The sequence below is a fragment of the Sphingobacterium micropteri genome (assembly GCF_014692515.1).
GTDB classification, from domain to species: domain Bacteria; phylum Bacteroidota; class Bacteroidia; order Sphingobacteriales; family Sphingobacteriaceae; genus Sphingobacterium; species Sphingobacterium micropteri.
The window spans coordinates 1-18,309 of sequence record NZ_JACOIK010000018.1; the positions used below are offsets into that span (position 1 = coordinate 1).

General features: G+C 43.3%; 13 protein-coding genes. 9 read left to right on the forward strand and 4 right to left on the reverse strand.

What is annotated here, in order from left to right:
* Window positions 1–115: 115 nt before the first annotated feature.
* The 4 genes from H8B06_RS19480 to H8B06_RS19495 are packed head-to-tail and all read left to right on the forward strand — an operon-like array spanning window position 116 to window position 6,615.
* Window positions 116–325 carry a hypothetical protein gene (locus tag H8B06_RS19480; RefSeq protein ID WP_190995875.1) on the forward strand — a complete coding sequence of 70 codons (210 nt, stop codon included), beginning with the start codon at window positions 116–118 and terminating at the stop codon, window positions 323–325.
* Between the two features lie 17 nt (window positions 326–342).
* Window positions 343–2,085, forward strand: coding sequence for a TlpA family protein disulfide reductase (locus tag H8B06_RS19485; protein WP_190995876.1), 1,743 nt, complete (start codon window positions 343–345; stop codon window positions 2,083–2,085).
* Window positions 2,082–5,249, forward strand: coding sequence for a SusC/RagA family TonB-linked outer membrane protein (locus tag H8B06_RS19490; protein ID WP_190995877.1), 3,168 nt, complete (start codon window positions 2,082–2,084; stop codon window positions 5,247–5,249). Before H8B06_RS19485 ends, H8B06_RS19490 begins: the two co-directional genes overlap by 4 nt.
* Window positions 5,250–5,262: 13 nt before the next feature.
* Entirely contained in the window at window positions 5,263–6,615 is a 1,353-nt protein-coding gene (locus H8B06_RS19495; RefSeq protein ID WP_190995878.1) for a RagB/SusD family nutrient uptake outer membrane protein, read from the forward strand.
* A gap of 65 nt (window positions 6,616–6,680) precedes the next feature.
* Here H8B06_RS19495 and H8B06_RS19500 read toward each other — a convergent pair whose 3' ends face one another.
* The 3 genes from H8B06_RS19500 to H8B06_RS19510 all read right to left on the reverse strand — a co-directional run bounded on the left by H8B06_RS19500 (window position 6,681) and on the right by H8B06_RS19510 (window position 8,325).
* Window positions 6,681–7,016 carry a hypothetical protein gene (locus H8B06_RS19500; protein ID WP_190995879.1) on the reverse strand — a complete coding sequence of 112 codons (336 nt, stop codon included), beginning with the start codon at window positions 7,014–7,016 and terminating at the stop codon, window positions 6,681–6,683.
* Window positions 7,017–7,220: 204 nt separating this feature from the next.
* The gene (locus H8B06_RS19505; protein WP_190995880.1) at window positions 7,221–7,712 is read right to left on the reverse strand and encodes a MauE/DoxX family redox-associated membrane protein; all 492 of its coding nucleotides are present in this window, start codon (window positions 7,710–7,712) and stop codon (window positions 7,221–7,223) included.
* 85 nt (window positions 7,713–7,797) lie between these two features.
* Window positions 7,798–8,325, reverse strand: coding sequence for a Crp/Fnr family transcriptional regulator (locus H8B06_RS19510; protein ID WP_190995881.1), 528 nt, complete (start codon window positions 8,323–8,325; stop codon window positions 7,798–7,800).
* A 348-nt stretch (window positions 8,326–8,673) separates the two neighbouring features.
* On the opposite strand from H8B06_RS19510, the gene H8B06_RS19515 reads away from it, so the two are divergent.
* Both H8B06_RS19515 and H8B06_RS19520 read left to right on the forward strand, forming a co-directional pair.
* Complete coding sequence (locus tag H8B06_RS19515; RefSeq protein WP_148918948.1) at window positions 8,674–9,726, forward strand: sensor histidine kinase; 1,053 nt, start codon at window positions 8,674–8,676, stop codon at window positions 9,724–9,726.
* 20 nt (window positions 9,727–9,746) lie between these two features.
* A complete protein-coding gene (locus H8B06_RS19520) occupies window positions 9,747–10,529 on the forward strand; it encodes a LytR/AlgR family response regulator transcription factor (protein ID WP_148918947.1) in 783 nt (260 codons plus the stop codon).
* Between the two features lie 178 nt (window positions 10,530–10,707).
* Here the strand turns inward: H8B06_RS19520 and H8B06_RS19525 are convergent, their stop codons facing one another.
* Complete coding sequence (locus tag H8B06_RS19525) at window positions 10,708–11,451, reverse strand: hypothetical protein (RefSeq protein ID WP_190995882.1); 744 nt, start codon at window positions 11,449–11,451, stop codon at window positions 10,708–10,710.
* A 148-nt stretch (window positions 11,452–11,599) separates the two neighbouring features.
* Between H8B06_RS19525 and H8B06_RS19530 the strand changes: the two genes are divergently transcribed.
* From H8B06_RS19530 to H8B06_RS19540, 3 genes are all read left to right on the forward strand, one after another.
* Window positions 11,600–13,282, forward strand: coding sequence for a WG repeat-containing protein (locus H8B06_RS19530; protein WP_190995883.1), 1,683 nt, complete (start codon window positions 11,600–11,602; stop codon window positions 13,280–13,282).
* A 189-nt stretch (window positions 13,283–13,471) separates the two neighbouring features.
* Window positions 13,472–13,810: a DUF6660 family protein gene (locus H8B06_RS19535; RefSeq protein ID WP_148908956.1), complete on the forward strand. Its 339-nt coding sequence runs from the start codon at window positions 13,472–13,474 to the stop codon at window positions 13,808–13,810.
* A 54-nt stretch (window positions 13,811–13,864) separates the two neighbouring features.
* Window positions 13,865–18,304, forward strand: a complete 4,440-nt coding sequence (locus H8B06_RS19540; protein ID WP_223857803.1) for a CusA/CzcA family heavy metal efflux RND transporter — start codon at window positions 13,865–13,867, stop codon at window positions 18,302–18,304.
* The last annotated feature ends 5 nt before the right edge of the window (window positions 18,305–18,309 follow it).

The following is an 18,309-nucleotide window of genomic DNA, read 5'->3' on the forward strand; positions in this document are numbered from 1 at the left end:
TTTTACAATACCCAAAGAATACATTCTGCTCTGGGGTATAAAACCCCTAAGCAGATCGAAGAGATGCTATTGGAAAAAGAAAAAATGGCAGCATAAAAAAGTCTCCTAATTTAAGTTGCAATTCCAGACTGCTGTTCGGGTGGCAGTCGAAGAACAACCGAAGCTCACCCGAAGCAATACCGAAGTTGTCCCGAACCAGTCCCGAAGCGGACTCGAAGCGCTCCCGAAGGACACCCGAACAGCACCCGAAGAAACAGGTGGCGTTTTTGCCGTTTTTTTGACCTGCTTAAAGCGAGGATCAAGTATAGATGCAGTAAGGATGTAGTACCTTTTACGCAACTTTTGCGTAAGATAGCTGAGGTACCGTTAATGTACCGCGAGTGTACCGTTAGTGTACGGGGAGTGTACCGAAAAGGTACTGGAGATCTACTAAGAAGCTACTGGAGATCTACTACTGACCTACTAAACGCATGTACCTCTGGCGTAGATCAGCGATACAGTAAAAGTAGGAAAGTGGTAGGGGTAGAGGCAATGACGAACAAAGTAACCCTTTGTCTGACAGGGTTACTTTGTTTTTCAAGGAGATTGTTTTCTTTAATGGCATTGAAGAACATAAGAATCCTTTGGTTGGGATTCTTTTGTTTCATGTTGTTTAATCTATCAGACGCCTGGGCGCAGTCCGCGGAACCGCGGACTGCCGAAGGGCAAACCGAAATCAAGCCTTTACAGATTGGGGATACCATACCAGAGGAGGTGTGGGATATGCCTTTGCAGCTGGTAAGCCATTCAACGGGAGAAGATACCATTAAGCTAAGGGATTATCGGGATAAGAAGCTGATCATACTCGATTTCTGGGCTACGTGGTGCGGAAGTTGTTTGGCAAGTATGCCTTATATGCACGAGCTAGAGACCAAGATGGGGAAACAGGCAAAGTTGCTGCCCATTACCTTTCAAGATCATAATACGATTCTTAATTTCTTAAATAAAAGTGTTTCTCCAACTATCACCGCTATAAAAAGTAGTTTTAGTTCTATCGTAGACGGTAAGGTATTAGATGCCTACTTCCCGAGCAAAAGCATACCCCATGTCGTCGTTTTAGATACAAGAGGAAGAGTTAGAGCTGTTTCCGTGCCGTCGGCATTGAACGTGGAGAACTTGGAAGAAATGATAGCAGATGGAAATGCGGAGCCAGTCCGTCAACGGATGCAAACCATAGATTCTCCTTTATTGAGCGATGGTGCAGGTACAGACGGTATCTATTATAGTGCTTTTTTGCCCTACAATGCAGCTATGCCATTTACCACGTCCTTCAGGACAGATAGTGCAAAACGCCATGCTCATTATTATTCACTAAATACACGGCTTATTAAGCTATTTGGGCATGCCGTTTTTGTTGAAGATGAAAACGTAAAACACACAGGTATCCATCTTCTACCTTCACGACGGATTTTTGAAGTAGCAGATCCGGCACTTTATGACCAGAATAATGATGAATATCCTCTCGAGAAGGTAATGTTCACGTATGAGTCGGTCATGCCCTTCAAAACGACGGTCACTGAGGCGAAAAGGAAAATGAAAAATGATCTAGAATTCAAATTTGGTTTACAAGCAGGTTTAAAGAAAATCAAAGTTCCGTGTCTGGTGCTGACGGTATCGGATACGTCTAGAATCCCTTACGCAGAGGATGGTCTCCAGCGAAAACTCGTGAGAAAAGGTGTAACAGTTCTTAATGGAGGGTATGAAGTATTAGACCAGCCTTCTCGTAATCGATCATCGTCTTATCTGCAGAATTATCCAATCACGCAGCTGGTGTATATGCTCAACAAACTAGCTGATGGAAAAACGCCATTCGTAATCGATGAGACTGGCATACGTAAAAATATAGACCTTGATATCGTAGATGATCTATCCGATTTTGGTGAACTTCAGAAAGCTTTACTTCTACAGGGAATAAAAATAGAAAAGCAAGAACGAGAACAGGTGATGTTCGTACTCAAAGAATCAAACTATCGAAGCCCTTCTACACAATTGGAATTGACACCGAGCGGATATGTCTATCTTAAGAAAGAGGGAGGAGATTTATGAGGCCAATTTTATTGCTGATAGGTTTATATCTAGGATGTCTGTCAGAATCGTATGCACAGTCTATAAGGCTGGTTGTACGGGATGGCAATTCCAAGGATGTTCTTTCGGGAGTATCGATATCGGATTGCGGCGGTCGGTATGTTGGTCGGACAGATTCGGAAGGAGTATATCAATTGGACAACGGCGCGGATTGTTTCGTTTTTTATTTAATCGGTTATGGTAGGGACACATTAAGTTTTGAACAGATTGAATTAAAAGCTGGTCATGTCTGGCTGTACGAGACTTCACAAGAGTTGGAGGAAGTCCTCGTTTCAACAGGATATGAAACGATGTCAAAAGAACGCGCTACGGGATCTTTTGACTATATAGAAAATAGCTTGTTGGAGCGGCAGATTGCACCCGATATTATCAGTAAACTGGAAGGATTGAGTCCCGCAATACTTTTTGACAAAAGAAACGGAGCCGAGGGAAACTTCAGCGTCCGCGGGCTCAGTACGATCACGAATAATATGAAAGCCCCGTTGGTCGTTGTGGATAATTTCCCGTATGAAGGCGATATAAACGATATCAATCCGAATGACGTCGATAATATTACCGTCTTAAAGGATGCTGCGGCTTCATCGATTTGGGGTGCAAGGGCAGGAAATGGTGTGATCGTCATTACATTAAAGAAAGGCAGGACTGATTCCCCTTTCCAGCTGACGGCAAAAAGTAACCTTTCTATAATTGATAAAGAAGATGCATTTTATAGGCAGCAGGTAAGCAACGAGACCTATATCGAAACAGAACGTTTCCTTTTTGAAAGAGGAAATTATGACGCAGCCCTTAATAACCGCCGGACATGGCCGATCGTAAGTCCGGCGGTGGAACTCCTGAATAATTTCCGTGAGGGAGATATTTCGGAGGAAGTGCTATTGGCGGAACTGGAGAAGCTAAAGGATGGTGATATCCGTCGAGATATATCCAAATATTTAAGACAGAAGGCTGTCAACCAGCAATACGTCGTTCAGCTTTCTGGCGGTAGTACGAAGGCATCTACGTTAATTTCGTTGGGTTATGACAACATGCGAGATCAAGTTGTTGGTAATGGAAGCAATCGTTTGACGATGAGAGCGTCGCAAAACTGGAAACCTTTGGAGAAGCTTTCTATTGAGGCCGGCATGCTCTATACAGCTACGACTACGAACAATAATGGTTTAGCTTCGGTGAGACCGGGCGTCTCCGGCACGCTTTATCCGTATGCTCGACTTGTCGACGACAACGGAAATCCGGCTCGTCTTGTCCAGAATTATCGAACAGGTTTTGTGGACACCGTTGGCGGGGGGCAGCTATTGGATTGGACCTACGTCCCTTTGGCAGACCGCGACTTGAACAATAACCATACGCGTGCTAAAGCGTTGACGATGAACTTAGGAGCAAAATATGAGTTATTGGCAGGGCTGAATTCCGAATTTCGATATCAATATCAGTATTCAAATACTGTAAATGATCATTTGCAGGATGAGCAGAGTTTTTTTGTGCGCGATCTGATCAACAAATACAGTCAGATGAATGGTAATACCGTTGAACGTGCCATACCGCTTGGCTCGATATTAGATCGCGCGAACTCCGAAAGGAGATCACACGCCATCCGGGGGCAATTGACTTATCAGAAAAGTTTCATCAATAGTGAATTAAATGTACTGGCAGGGGGAGAGGTCCGTGAGAACGTAACGGCAGCTGGTAACATACGCTGGTATGGTTACGACGCCGAGACACTGATTATGCAACCTGTAGATTACACAACTAGATATGATTATTATGGGGGATTGGGATCAGGAACAATACCCTACCTCCATGCGGACAGAAAGTTAAATGACCGGTTTGTTTCTATATATCTAAATGGTGCTTATGCTTGGGAAAGGAAATATACTTTTTCCTTTTCCGCCCGTCGTGACGCATCCAATCTTTTCGGGGTGAACACGAATAACAAATGGAAACCGTTGTGGTCCGTTGGTGGGCTTTGGAACATCGATAAGGACAGTTTTTACAAATGGGATGCCCTACCACGATTAGCGGTGCGTCTCACGTATGGACATAGTGGAAACGTTAACAACAGCGTACCAGCGCAAACGACAATTACGTATGGCTCATCTGTTACGAGGACAGGACAATTTATAAATGCATATGTCAATAGTCCTCCTAATGCCGATCTGCGCTGGGAGAATGTTAGGCAGATTAATGGCGCAATAGAGTTTGGTACTAAAAATAACCGCGTTCGTGGATCGATAGAATACTTCAATAAACTGTCAACAGATCTTTTAGCGATTGTCAATGCCGATCCGACCTTGGGTTTTGCGATTATAAATAAAAATAGCGCGACGATGGAGACACACGGTTGGGAAGCGCAGATAACGACGTCAAATCTATCGGGTAAATTAAATTGGGATACGCATTGGATGTATTCTTTTAATAAAAGTACGGTTAAAGAATATCTGTACGATACGCCGTTGCCCTATAGCTTAGTTAGCCAAGGGAGTAGCTTGATTCCTATTGAGGGGCATTCGGCTTACAATTTGGTTAGTTACCGGTTTATGGGGCTGACACCGGAAAATGGTGATCCACAATTCAGCGTAGATGGTGAAGCTTATTCGAATTATGTAGATCTGCGGAACAAAGTTTCGCTTTCTGATCTGGTGTTCCATGGGTCTGCTATTCCGGAGCATTACGGAACCGTGAGAAATAGCTTTTCTTATGGCTCTTGGAGTTTGTCTGCGTTAATAGGCTATCGGTTTGGGTATTTCTTCAGGAGGGAGTCGATAAACTATGCAACGATGATTGGTGGTGAGGCTGCCCATGCTGATTTTTATGATCGATGGCAACAAGCAGGGGACGAGCAATCAACGAATATACCATCCTTTGTCTATCCGAATGACTCCAGGCGGGATCAGATATATGCTTATGCCGATATTTTAGTCGAAAAAGGGGATAACATCACGCTGCACGACGTAAATCTTAGTTATGCGCTGTCTCCAAAGAGGGGGATGTTTAGCCGACTGGTGCTGCAGGCTTACGCAAGGAATCTGGGCATCCTATGGAAACATACGAAGACACCCGTCGATCCGAATAGCATCAGTATGAGATTGCCACTCCACTTATCTGTGGGGATTAACATGATATTTTAGGAAAGGAATACAAATGAAAAAAATTATCACATTAGCAGGAATATTAGTATGGTGTTTCACAAGCTGTGAGCATTATTTGGATAAGAAATCGGATATGTCGCTCGCTATACCGTCAAGCGTTAAAGACCTACAGGCTATTATGGACTTTGAATTAAACTCGGTAGTCAATTACCCGATGGCAGGCGATGTGGGGGCTGACTACCACTACGTGAACGATACGAGGTTACAGGCACTGCCAGCCAGAATTCAGGACGGGTATCTATTTACAGGAACGGAGAGTTATGATGCCGATTGGATTGATGGTTACAAAAAAATATTTAATGCAAATTTGGTCATTGAAGAAATCGATAAAGTGAAATTGAACGGTTTGAACGAAGTGGATCGGAATAGAGTAAAGGGAACTGCCTATTTTGTAAGAGGATGGTCTCTCTTAACATTAGCGATAATCTATGCACCTGCCGTTGACGAAAAAACGGCCGATAGTAGGTTGGGCTTGCCACTCAGAACAACGGCCGATATCAATGTCAATTTTCAGAGAGCTACCTTAAAAGAAACGTTTTTAAGAATTACAGATGATTTAAAAACAGCTGTATCCTTACTACCTCACGTTGCGGTTAAACCGACCCGTCCATCCCGTGGTGCCGCTTATGGTGCGCTAGCGAGGACATATTTATATATGGGAGACAATCAGCTGGCAAACCTATACGCAGACTCTTGCTTGCAGATAAACAGTAGCTTAATCGATTATGCTGGAATTGATACTGCCGCAATAAGCCCATTTAGTCAGTTTAATGACGAAGTTATTTTGCATAATACGATGATTGCAAATAATAACCTTTTTAGTGATGCAAATGTTAGGGTCGATAGTGTATTGTATGCCAGCTATCTCGATTCGGACCTTAGAAAGCGGGTTCTTTACAAGAAAATGGATGATGGTGGATATGCTTTTAAGGGAAATTATTCGGGGATTAATAACAGCTTGATTTTTAGTGGTATATCCGTGAGCGAGATATTTTTGATCAAAGCGGAATCTGCATCAAGGCTAGGGTTGTTAGAACAGGCACGTGAGTATTTAAAGACGTTTTTAGAGCATCGCTACACCATGGATCAGATACCAAATATCGACCTCCCACAGCAAGACCTGATATCGTTTGTATTAGAGGAGAGGAAAAAAGAGCTGGCTTTTCGAGCAGGTATACGATGGGGCGATATAAAAAGATTGAATGAACAGTATAATGCGGAGATCAGCTTAAGGAGAAAGGTGGAGGGAAATTTCTACGACTTACCTGCTGGCGACAATCGTTTCGTTTATCTGATTCCAAGAGATGTAATTCAATTGGGAGGGTTAATTCAAAATGACCGATAATGAAAAAGAGGGAATTGCAAGACTGCAGTTCCCTCTCATTCTACTAACAAACCGTATGTGACATTTTACGGTAGGGGTTGTAGGAAAACACGTTCGGTCTCACTACCAGCATTAATTTCTGCCAACAGTTCAGGAGATATGTCCGGCATGTCGGTCGTTCCGTCTTCCGGTGCCTTTATACCACAAACTTCGCTTTCGCCACCACAGGCTTGAGAGATATCACCGTTGTAGCGTTCATAGTTTGACGCGTCGGTTGGGTCGTCATCGTGATTTTTTAATACCCAATCTTCTTCCGTCTGAACCTTTTCCGCTTCAAGCGCTTTCATTTTTGCGTTTACGGTGTAAACGCCAAGTCCTAATAGTAGTGCCATCATCGGCACGAGTTTAATGAGCTTTTTCATCTTTTTAAATTTAATTGTGTTAAAATGGTTGGTCAGGGATGGTAAAGCGAGGCGGAACGTTTCGGCAACTTGCCTGATCTAAAGTTTTTTCCTTGTGGATATCGATATCTGAATTGTCGCAATCCCAAAAGGTTCTGCCTTTGCCTCCCGATCGTCAGACCGTTTGTTGGCTTTCCGTCGAAAGCTACTATGCATAGTTTTTTCTTATTCTTTCTTTTTTGTTGATTTTAATGTTTTGCTTTTATAGGCGAAATAGAATCCCGCTAATGCTACTAAATTATGCTTGGCGTTGAAATAAAAATGCTCCCGCCAGCCCATGTCTTCAAATACTTTCCCGCAGGCACAGATCACATATCCATATACCTCGCGATAAGCCAAATAAGCATATATCGTGTAGGCAAACATCAGGGCAGAAGCAATTAACAATCCCCAAACACGTGTTCTCGTGCTACAGAGCAGAAGTACCGTTGATAATTCGATCGTCGGTAGTGCGTATACCAAGATAGGTTTTGACCATATCGGTAGTGGCTGTTTGTTCATCTGTATACTAAATACTGTATGGTATAAAACTTTGTTCAGCCCCGTTTGTACAAACAGATAGATCAGTATAGCCGAGCAAAGTATGGCAAGGATGTCGAGATACGTCGTCAAATGACGTTTGAAATGTGTTGTAATATGTGGCGTTATTGTTTGCATATTCCAAAGTTAGCTACGGTACACCAGTTATTATTGTCATGTTGTTGCCATCGCTTGTCAACATCTAGACAGCAGTTGACATTGTCTAAAAGAACCGTCGGAGATATTCACGACTCACACCAAGGTATTTCGCCAATTCGGTTCGACTGATGAGGGGAATAATGCTGCTGAATTTACTGCGGAACATCTCCAATCTTTCTGCTTTGGGCATTTCTAGCACCAACTCTCTGAAATCAGCAGCTTGCTCCTGTCTAGCCAGTAATTGATCGTATAATTGGATCGTCACGGGATAGTTATTTGCAAGCTGATAGAGGTCACGTCGTTGAATCAATAGGATGCAACTATCTTCCAAAGCGCGGAAAAACAGTGGTTTGCTGTCGAACTTGATCATGATGAGCTCACCCGGTGTAATGTAGCGCTTGGGTATTTTTTTGTGGTATTTGGCGATAGCACCGCTCGAAACAAAATAGATGTCGCCCCGCTGGCTGGGCAGCGGCTCGTCTGTTTCCAGTTTTATTTCTTCGATGTAGTCCATAAACTTTGGAACTTCCTTTTCCCAGAGGGGGAATATGCTGTCTAGGTAATCGGTAAGTAGGATTTTTTCTCTTTTCATAATGATCGTTTTTTGGTGATTGTCCTGTTGATCCGCTACTTTAAAAATAGGGCTTTATGTAAAAGGATTCGGTAAGTACCGGCATTCTGTGGGTTTGAATAGTCTGAAATGCGTTTTGCCTACCTTTTCAGGATCAAACTGGTAAACGTGTGTAGGGAAACCTTATAATCGACGGTCTTATTTGCATCAGGCTTACTTTCAGCTAATCTTTGTAATCCATCGGTCGGTGGCTTCATGATGAGAAGCCTCTGCACAGGGTAGATTACAACAGAATAAGGACGGGAATTTGGGTCTTTGGCTGGAATTCCTTATATTTTTCTACTTGAAATAGATAAACCTATCATACTTATGCGGAAATTTATAAATACTAACGTGACCAGACATGTCTTTTTTTGGATAGCATATACGCTCTATTTTTATATAATCAATCGAGCGGGAAACGATAATTTGTCTATAGCTATCACTTTGTTGACCGTACCGTATTTTGCTTTGGTGTTCTATACCGTCTATTATATATTGGAAACTTTCTTTAGGCATGGAAAGTATCTGATGGGCGCTTTGTCATTGCTTGTTTTCTATACGCTGTCAATTATCGGGGTTTATTGGGTTATGTACGGAGGATTGGATCCTAGTGGTACCTATCAACGGCTGCAATTGGAGGGGAAACTGTTCTCCTGGGGGGATTTTTTTATTTCACTCCGTGTAATGCACATAAATTTTACGATCTGGGCGATAGTATATTATCTGCACCGAAGTAAGCTGCGGACCGTTAAGGAGAAGTTAGCGGAAGCGGAACGCCGTATCGAGATGGAAGAAGAGCGGCGGCAATATGAGTTCGCGGCCTTAGCAAGCCAAGTTTCGCCACACCTGTTAACGAATGTTTTTCATAACTGGAGCCAGCAACTGCGTAAAAGTACTCCGGAAATTGCCGACCAGATGATGGAAACGTATGAGCTGATGAAGTTCTATATGAAAGCACATGAGAAAGATGGAGCGATGACAGTCCTGCTACATGACGAAATGAAAGCAGTAAACCGCTTTATCTCCATAGAGGATAAAGCAAGAAATAATAAATGTCATGTGCATATTGTCCGGCAGGGTAATCTCTTAGGCCATACCATCCCCCCGACAACCTTATTGACGTTGGTAAAGAATGCGTTCAAGCATGGTGACTTGAGCCGTCCGCTTTATCCGCTGGCAGCCGTTATCAGCATAGAAGAAGACTACTTGCTGATTACGGTAGAGAACAAAAAAAAGCGAAGCAAGACAGCGGTAGCAGCGCACGGGTATGGACTCCATAACTTGAAACGACGTTTAGCCATTGTTTATGGGGAGCGGGCCGATCTGAAGATAGAAGAAACGGAAACAACATACAAAGTAATACTAAACATTAATTTTTAATTCTTAAAAACAGCTATTATATGAGAAAATGGATTGGCGTCATTATAGACGATCAGCAATCAGCTATTGAATATCTGCTGGACATGCTGAGGGACGTGGCTTACGTTGAAATCGTTGCGACGTTTGTGGACGAACAAAAAGCAAAGCGCTTTTTACATGTAAACAAGGTCGATTTTTTGATCCTGGATGTAGAGCTGGAAGGAACGAATGCTTTTCGCTTCCTGACCGGTCTATCTAACCCAAAGATACCGACCATTTTGTATACGGGACATGAAAAATATGAAGACGAGGGGTACGACCGTGATTTCGTGGATGTATTGTTAAAGCCTGTCAGCCAAAGTCGGTTGTTGGGTGCACTGCGGCGTATAGACCGGGAGCTGAGGAATTTGATCCCGATGGCAGAGGATGCTCTGGAGAATTATTACGAGTATTTTCAGGTTAAGGGACCCGTAAGACTCCAACGTCAAATGGTATGGCTGAAAAACCTAGCCTATGTGAATATGCAAAACGGAAAACTTTGCCTCCACCTGTCGGATGCGCGTGTATTGGAAACGAATGCGACCTACAAACAGGTAAAAGAATTGCTACCCTCCAAATGGTTTTTGGAGTGTGCCAGCAGCGTGATAGTGAATGTCAATTTTTATAAAGGGATAGCAGGAGGAACTATATCGTTAACGCTTCCAAAAGCTAAAAAAAACAATAGCACAGAAGATAGTGATCAATCTGCGAATGAAACGATACCTGCGGGTTCCCGCAAAACCTATACGGACTTCTACGCTTTTGTGGATAGTAACTTATTATAGAAACCGATAAACGATAGATATGAAGAACAACGAATTAAAGAACGGGAACTGTCAGCGACCAGCAGGGAAGTGCGTACAATGTGCCATCCTACTAGCCATCTTGAAAGCACTGCATATTGATGTGGAGTTACCACAAAACTGCACGGCGGCTCCGAAACCGCACGAAATGCACTTACTATTAACCCGAAAAGAAGTGATGGGCAAGCTGAATATCAAAGACAGTACCTATACCCGCTGGGTAGACCGTGGTATCTTGGTGCCGCGTATAATGGGCACCCGCCATTTCTATACCGAAGATGATCTGGGACGCGCTTTCGAGGAAAGCAAACGCAAAGGCAAGCGTTGATGAGCAACCAGCGTCATACGCTTTAATCACGCAAGGGGAGGTACATAGATCATCGTGCTTCCCCTTTGTTTTTCCGTACGCCGACGGCTTGACGGCGTGCGACTTCTGTAATCCGTCGGACAACGGCATGCTTCTTTCGTGTGGGATCGCGGTTCTTTTACCCGCCGATACAATGAAGTTGACTTTCATGGTTATCTCCCTGTCCGGAATATTCATGGTTTCCTGTACCGAGATGATACTTCCGTCCATCATGCTCATTTCTCCGTGCGCCTGGAAGCAACTTCTATGCACTAAAGCATGCTCGGCATACGGGAACATGTATGCGTTGGGCAACGAAATTGTTGTCCCGTACACCGATATGAAAAAGATAGACGGAAGTTTGATCAGGTAGGGCAACGAAATGATGTCGGCGTACGACGACGTGATACTTCCGCCCATCGATAGGGCACTTCCGTCCGCCGAAGCGATACTTCCGTCCGGGTTGCTGACGCCGTTGTCGTCGTCGTTAGTGCAATTCCGGCTGGACGATATAGGTTGACGTTTCGGCGCTACGGAGGTATGCATGGACGTTACCATCGGTTATTTCCTGATTTTCATACAAAAATATCCTGGATGTAGATAATATGTAGCGTGCGATAAGTTGCTTGAGTAAGACCGGTTATTTACTTTTACACAGATGAATAGGTTGAATTTTTTTATTGTCTTTTTGTTATCCATAAGCATAATGAGTACACGCGCACAGGAATCTTTTACGTCTTACGGGAATTGCACAGAAAAGACCTATGGTTTTGCGAGTGTGAGCGGCCAGGACTACGACATACCGCCTACGTATTGCGATGCTACCGGCTTTTCCGAGGGGCTGGCATCGGTAAAGTTTGACGGGAAATGGGGATATATTGATGTTAACCAGAAAACACGCATTGCCTTTTCGTTCGATTATGCAGCGCGCTTTAAGTATGGGCACGCAATCGTGCAGCAGGGCAAATTCCGCGGCGTCATAGACAAGCAGGGCGATTATACAGTTCCTCCGATATACCTGGATTTACAAATGCTTGAAATAGATGGAAAACCATATTATGTATCGCGTGACAGTACTTTTTTCGCGGGGCTAATTGATAGTAAAGGGGAAGAGGTTATACCGCACCGGTATACCTACCTCATGCCGCTGGCGGGGTATCAACACCTTCCGTTCTATACGGTTTATCGCGAAATTGACACAGCTCTAGGCAGCTTCTATGAGCAGTTTGAAGATAATCCGTTTTTGTTTTCCCCTGAACAGGGTAGCCACGATCTTTACGACAGCCAATTCAATAAGCTGGCCTCCAGACAATCGCGCGACTACAGTGACGGGTTCCCGCACGATAAGCTCCAAAAGATCGACGCATTACTCTTGGAAGCTCGTGATAAACCTGCGGAAGAGAAAGTGAAGACGGCGGAACGTATACTATCCCTGCCCGACTCAACACTAATAGCAGAGTCAGTTTCTCTATATGTGGAATACGCATCTAGGAAAAGCAGCGAAGTAGACGGGTATTTGGAAGGACTCGGTTACCGATTTTTTACGGAAAACGGAAAAACCGGATTAAAAAAAGGACACGATATCTTGATTCCGGCAGCGCACCGTGAGCTGCGTTTCGTGAATGCGGTTGTCCTGTTTCCGCAACCAGCCGATAGGCCTATGTTGGAAAAGCATTATGGTGGCGTGTACCGAAACAAAGAAAAAGGGATTTTTGATATCTTTGCTGTGCTGTCGACGGACGATGAACCAACCGAAGGTGCGATGCAATACAGCTTAAGTGGCGATGTTAGTCTCCCGATTGCCGAAACCGTAGATGGAAGCAAAAAGCTGATCTCGACAATCAATTCGCTTGGGTTTTTGTACCTCCACACCAGGCAAGATGAAACCGGATTGGTCGAAAAAAAATATAGCCTTGTTAGCTGGATAGGTGAGGAGTTGCTGCCACCGGTTTACCAGAAAATAGAGGTGACAAAAGCCGGACATGTGCTGGTCTCTCAAGAAAAGAAAGTCCCGGAGGGTATGGAAGAACATGTCGGGCTGTTTAGTCCTACGGGGGAGGAAATTGTCCCGGTAGGTGTTTATTCATCTATCAAGGCATTTTCCGGGTGCGAGCGTGCGCTGTACCTCGTTACCTGGAGTGACCCTTACCCGACAATGGCGGAATGGAAAGAAAGAAACGACTCCAATAAAACCTACGTCATATTGGAAGTTGACGGGAGCGCATCTCGGGTGGTCAACACGTTTACAGCAAGCACGGTACACATGATGCAGCTGGATACAGAAACAGGAATGTTGCAATATAAAAACGGGTTAGTGGAGAGTAAGACCGCGGTATCTAAACAAGTATTTTTTAGTAAAAATTGCCAAAGATTGGAAGATTGTGGATGACGTACAGCGGAAAGTCATTGCACAGCTTAGAAAAGTTTGCACTGAAAATCAAGGTGATGAAGAAAGTACAAAAGGAAAGTGAAACAGAAAAAAACAAAGCCACCTCCAGACAGAATGCACGTTAAATTTCTTTGACGAAAAACAATGCAATGGCATTGCACTACTTTTTTACTAACTTTGCAAAGTAGTATGAAAGTCTTTTCTTCCATAATGGCGCTCTATATGATGGTATTATTCATAATACCTTGTGCCGATATGTATGAAAAAGAGGTGTTTCATCAACACGAACATTCTACGGAAATAGCGCATGAAGATAGCCACGATCACCCGGAAACAACCGATATGTGTAGCCCGTTTTGTTTTTGCGGTTGTTGCGGAATAGTTTCTGGCGTAGTTCTTCAATGGAGTACCTTTAATATTGGCAAGATAATATCTTTTGATTTACCTAAGCCTAAAGTATATTATAAATACGTCTTTATTCCCCGCTACTTCGGGGAAATCTGGCAACCGCCTAAGATTAATGCATAATTTTTAATGTTTTAGTGATTACGGCTTGGTGTAAACTGCATTAAGTTGGAAGTTTTGGCTATAAGTCGTTTTGACCTAAACGGTAATCATTATGATTTTATCATTATCAATTCATCATTAATCATAACAAAAGTGTTAGATAATATTATAAAATTCTCCGTAAAGAATAAGTTCATTATAGGACTGATGACCTTGTTACTTATCATCTGGGGGGTATGGAGTGCCACCAAAATCCCGATTGATGCCCAGCCTGATATTACCAATAATCAGGTTCAGATTATTACGCTCTGTCCGACATTGGCAGGACAGGAAGTAGAGCAATTGGTTACTTTTCCCGTAGAGCAAAGTATCGTTAATCTTCCGAAAGTAGAGGAAATAAGAAGTATTTCGAGGTTTGGGCTTTCCGTTGTAACCGTTGTATTTCAAGACGATGTTGATATTTATTTTGCCCGGCAATTGGTCAATGAGAAACTGAAAGAGGCAGAGGAACAGATACCGGAGGGCGTCGGAACCCCAGAGCTATCCCCTGTCAGTACAGGTCTTGGCGAAGTGTACCAATATATTCTCCACCCCAAAAAAGGAAGCGAGGATAAGTATTCCGCAATGGATTTACGAACGATGCAGGACTGGATTGTTGCCCGCCAGCTTTATGGTACACCGGGCGTAGCGGAAGTCAATAGTTTTGGCGGTCTGCTCAAACAATACGAGGTATCCGTTGACCCTAACCGTATCAAGGCAATGGATGTGAGCATTTCCGATATTTTTACCGCACTTGAAACCAATAACCAGAATACCGGAGGAGCTTATATAGACAAAAAACCCAATGCGTACTTCATTCGGGGAATTGGGTTGGTAACAACGCTTGAGGATGTGGGGAACATTGTCGTAAAAAATACAGGTAGTATTCCGGTATATATTAAAGATGTCGCCGAAGTAAAATTCGGAAACGCTACACGATACGGTGCAATGACCTATAACGGTGAAGTTGATGCCGTTGGGGGAATTGTGATGATGCTCAAAGGCGATAACAGTGCAGCCGTTGTAAACCGTATCAAAGAGAAACTTCCTGTTATCCAGCAATCTTTACCCGAAGATGTTGTGATTGAGGCTTATCTGGACAGAACGGATTTGGTTGGACGGGCTATCAGTACCGTACAGAAAAACCTGATCGAGGGAGCATTGATCGTAATTTTTGTACTTATTCTTTTTCTCGGAAATATCAGGGCGGGTTTAATCGTAGCATCAGCGATACCGTTATCGATGTTGTTTGCATTGGCTATGATGCGGTTGTTCGGAGTAAGTGCCAATCTGATGAGTTTGGGAGCTATTGATTTTGGACTGATAGTAGATGGTTCCCTGATTGTGGTTGAGGCGACGATGCACCATTTGGGCTTACGGAAATCGACACAGAAACTTACCCAAAATGAAATGGACGACGAGGTCTTTGAATCGGCAAGAAAAATCCGTACAAGCGCAGCATTTGGCGAAATCATTATCCTCATTGTCTATATCCCTATCCTCACTTTGGTCGGAATAGAGGGAAAAATGTTTACTCCAATGGCACAGACGGTGGGTTTTGCCATTTTAGGAGCATTGATTTTGTCGTTTACCTACATTCCGATGATGAGTGCATTGTGTCTGTCTAAAAAACCGATTACCAAAAGGAATTTTTCAGACAAAATGATGGACTATCTTCAAGGTATCTATAAGCCCCTATTGGAAAAAGCCATACGCATAAAATATATAGTTATTGCTATTGCCGTTGGGCTTTTTGCCATAAGTATATTTCTTTTTTCACGGATGGGCGGAGAGTTTCTGCCAAAATTAGGAGAGGGCGATTTTGCTTTTCACTGTATCTTGCCACAGGGAACATCGCTTAGCCAAAGTCTGGAAACATCCATGCAGGCATCAAGGATTATTAAAGAATTTGACGAAGTAAAAATGGTCGTAGGCAAGACCGGTGCCGCCGAAGTACCGACAGATCCCATGCCCCCCGAAGCGACCGACCTGATGATTATTCTGAAACCGCGGGACGAATGGAAAACAGATAAATCGTATGATGAGCTTTCCAACGAGATGATGGAGAAGCTGGAAGTTATTCCGGGCGTATTCTTTGAAGCTAATCAGCCCATACAGATGCGGTTTAATGAGCTGATGACAGGTATCAGGCAAGATGTTGCCGTGAAAATATTCGGTGAGAACCTCGACAGCCTGTTGATTTATGCCAATAAGGCTAACAGTATCATCCAAACGGTGGAGGGTGCAACTGCGCCGCAGGTAGAACGGGTAGCAGGTCTTCCGCAAATCAATATCGAATACGACCGTACACGAATAGCCAACTATGGCTTGAATGTACAAGAGATAAATGATATTGTCAGTACAGCATTTGCAGGTAAATCAGCAGGTGTGGTTTATGAAAACGAACGCAGGTTTGATCTGGTGGTACGTCTTGATGAAGCACACCGCAGTTCCATTGAGGACGTAAAGAACCTGTTTATTCCACTTCCAAACGGAGAACAAGTCCCGCTTTCGCAGGTTGCCACCATTGACTATAAATTAGGCCCTGCACAGATCAGCCGTGAAGACGGAAAGCGCAGGATATATGTCGGATTTAATGTGCAGGGACGGGATGTGGCAAGTGTTGTAGAAGAAATTCAGGATAAATTGGCTGAACAGATTAAGTTACCGACAGGATACTATTTTACTTATGGAGGCCAGTTTGAAAATCTTCAAAAAGCAACCGACAGATTGCTGATTGCAGTACCTATTGCATTACTGTTGATTTTTATCTTACTGTATTTCACATTCCATTCATTTAAGGAGGCCATTTTGGTTTATACGGCTATCCCGATGAGTGCCATTGGCGGTGTGTTTGCCCTTTTGTTGAGGGATATGCCGTTCAGTATATCGGCAGGTGTCGGGTTTATCGCCCTGTTCGGTGTCGCCGTTCTAAACGGAATTGTACTGATTGCCACATTCAACAGATTGGAAAAAGAGGGTTGGAACGAGATTATTCCAAGAATTATCGAGGGAGCAAAAACGAGGCTAAGACCTGTATTGATGACGGCATCGGTGGCAAGTTTAGGGTTCTTACCAATGGCGTTGAGTACGAGTGCAGGTGCGGAAGTACAGAAACCGTTGGCAACCGTAGTCATCGGAGGATTGATTTCGGCTACTGCATTGACGTTGTTTGTATTGCCCCTGCTATACCTTGTATTTATGAGAAATAATAGACCCCCTAAAAATAATAAAATGAAAGCTATAAATCCGGTAGTATTGGTATTGTTGTTCTTGGGTTTTTCTCAAATCAGTAATGCGCAAAGCTCAATAAATGTAGACAAAGCTATTGATATAGCTATGGAGAATAACCCTCAGCTCCGTTCCAAAAATCTTGATATTCAATCTGTCCAAAGCCTAAGCAAGACAGCGTTTGAATTGCCCAAGACCGATGTAAACTTTCAATATGGAAATAATGAGGGATTTGAATACAATGACGGCATCCAGATTTCGCAGACTATACCCTTTCCGACACTTTTTGGATCAAAGAAAGACCTTGTTAAAGAGCAGGTAAAAGGTCAGCAGTGGGCAAAGGCACTAACTGAAAACGAACTGAAACAACAGGTCAGGTCGTATTATTATCAGTTAGCATATCTTGAAAATAATGCCGCTGTTCTGAAACGTCTGGACAGTATTTATACAGACTTTATACGTGTCGCAGAATTGCGGTACAAAACTGGAGATATAGGCAGGTTGGATGTCAGTACGGCTGTTACCAAACAAGGGGAAATTAATTTGTTGTTCCAGCAAAACGAGACTCTTAGACAGAATGCGTATCAGAACCTTAAAAACCTCATGCAGATCAATGAAGAATTTGTCATTGAATCCAGATCAGATTATGAGCCGTTGCTCTTAACTTCTGTAATGGACAGTTCAGCTATTGAAAACCATCCAAGTATCCAGCTATTGTATCAGGAGGCAAAAATTGCCGAACAGAACAAAAAAGTAGAACGTGCAAATGGGCTGCCTGATTTTATGATCGGATATAACAACGTATCGTTGATAGGGATGCACAGTAAAAACGGTGTAGAACAATTTTACGGCAGAGGACAGCGGTTCAGTTTTTTTGATGTGGGTGTATCCATCCCGCTGACCTTTGGTGCAACAAAAGCAAGAATCCGCTCCCTTGATTATCAGAAACAATCGTTGGAACAGAATGCCCAATGGCAGGAGAAGCAGCTAAAAACGGAATTGACAAATGCCTTGAAACAATACGAACAATATGTGGCACAGTTTACCTATTTCAAGGAGCAGGCACTTCCGAACGCTGATGAAATTATTCAAGCAGCAAAGCTGGGGTACAGTACGGGAGAGATTTCCTATGTTGAATATCTTTTTGCTTTACAGACGACATCCGATATTCAGCTTAACTATTTAAAGAGCATACAGCAAATCAATGAATCTGTAACGCTTATCCATTCATTAATCAGTAAATAATACAA

Coding starts and splice junctions, on each gene's coding strand:
- H8B06_RS19490 (WP_190995877.1), top strand. CDS start 2,082: ATGAGGCCAATTTTATTGCTGATAGGTTTATATCTAGGATGTCTGTCA.
- H8B06_RS19495 (WP_190995878.1), top strand. CDS start 5,263: ATGAAAAAAATTATCACATTAGCAGGAATATTAGTATGGTGTTTCACA.
- H8B06_RS19500 (WP_190995879.1), bottom strand. CDS start 7,016: ATGAAAAAGCTCATTAAACTCGTGCCGATGATGGCACTACTATTAGGA.
- H8B06_RS19505 (WP_190995880.1), bottom strand. CDS start 7,712: ATGCAAACAATAACGCCACATATTACAACACATTTCAAACGTCATTTG.
- H8B06_RS19510 (WP_190995881.1), bottom strand. CDS start 8,325: ATGAAAAGAGAAAAAATCCTACTTACCGATTACCTAGACAGCATATTC.
- H8B06_RS19515 (WP_148918948.1), top strand. CDS start 8,674: ATGCGGAAATTTATAAATACTAACGTGACCAGACATGTCTTTTTTTGG.
- H8B06_RS19520 (WP_148918947.1), top strand. CDS start 9,747: ATGAGAAAATGGATTGGCGTCATTATAGACGATCAGCAATCAGCTATT.
- H8B06_RS19525 (WP_190995882.1), bottom strand. CDS start 11,451: ATGGTAACGTCCATGCATACCTCCGTAGCGCCGAAACGTCAACCTATA.
- H8B06_RS19530 (WP_190995883.1), top strand. CDS start 11,600: ATGAGTACACGCGCACAGGAATCTTTTACGTCTTACGGGAATTGCACA.
- H8B06_RS19535 (WP_148908956.1), top strand. CDS start 13,472: ATGAAAGTCTTTTCTTCCATAATGGCGCTCTATATGATGGTATTATTC.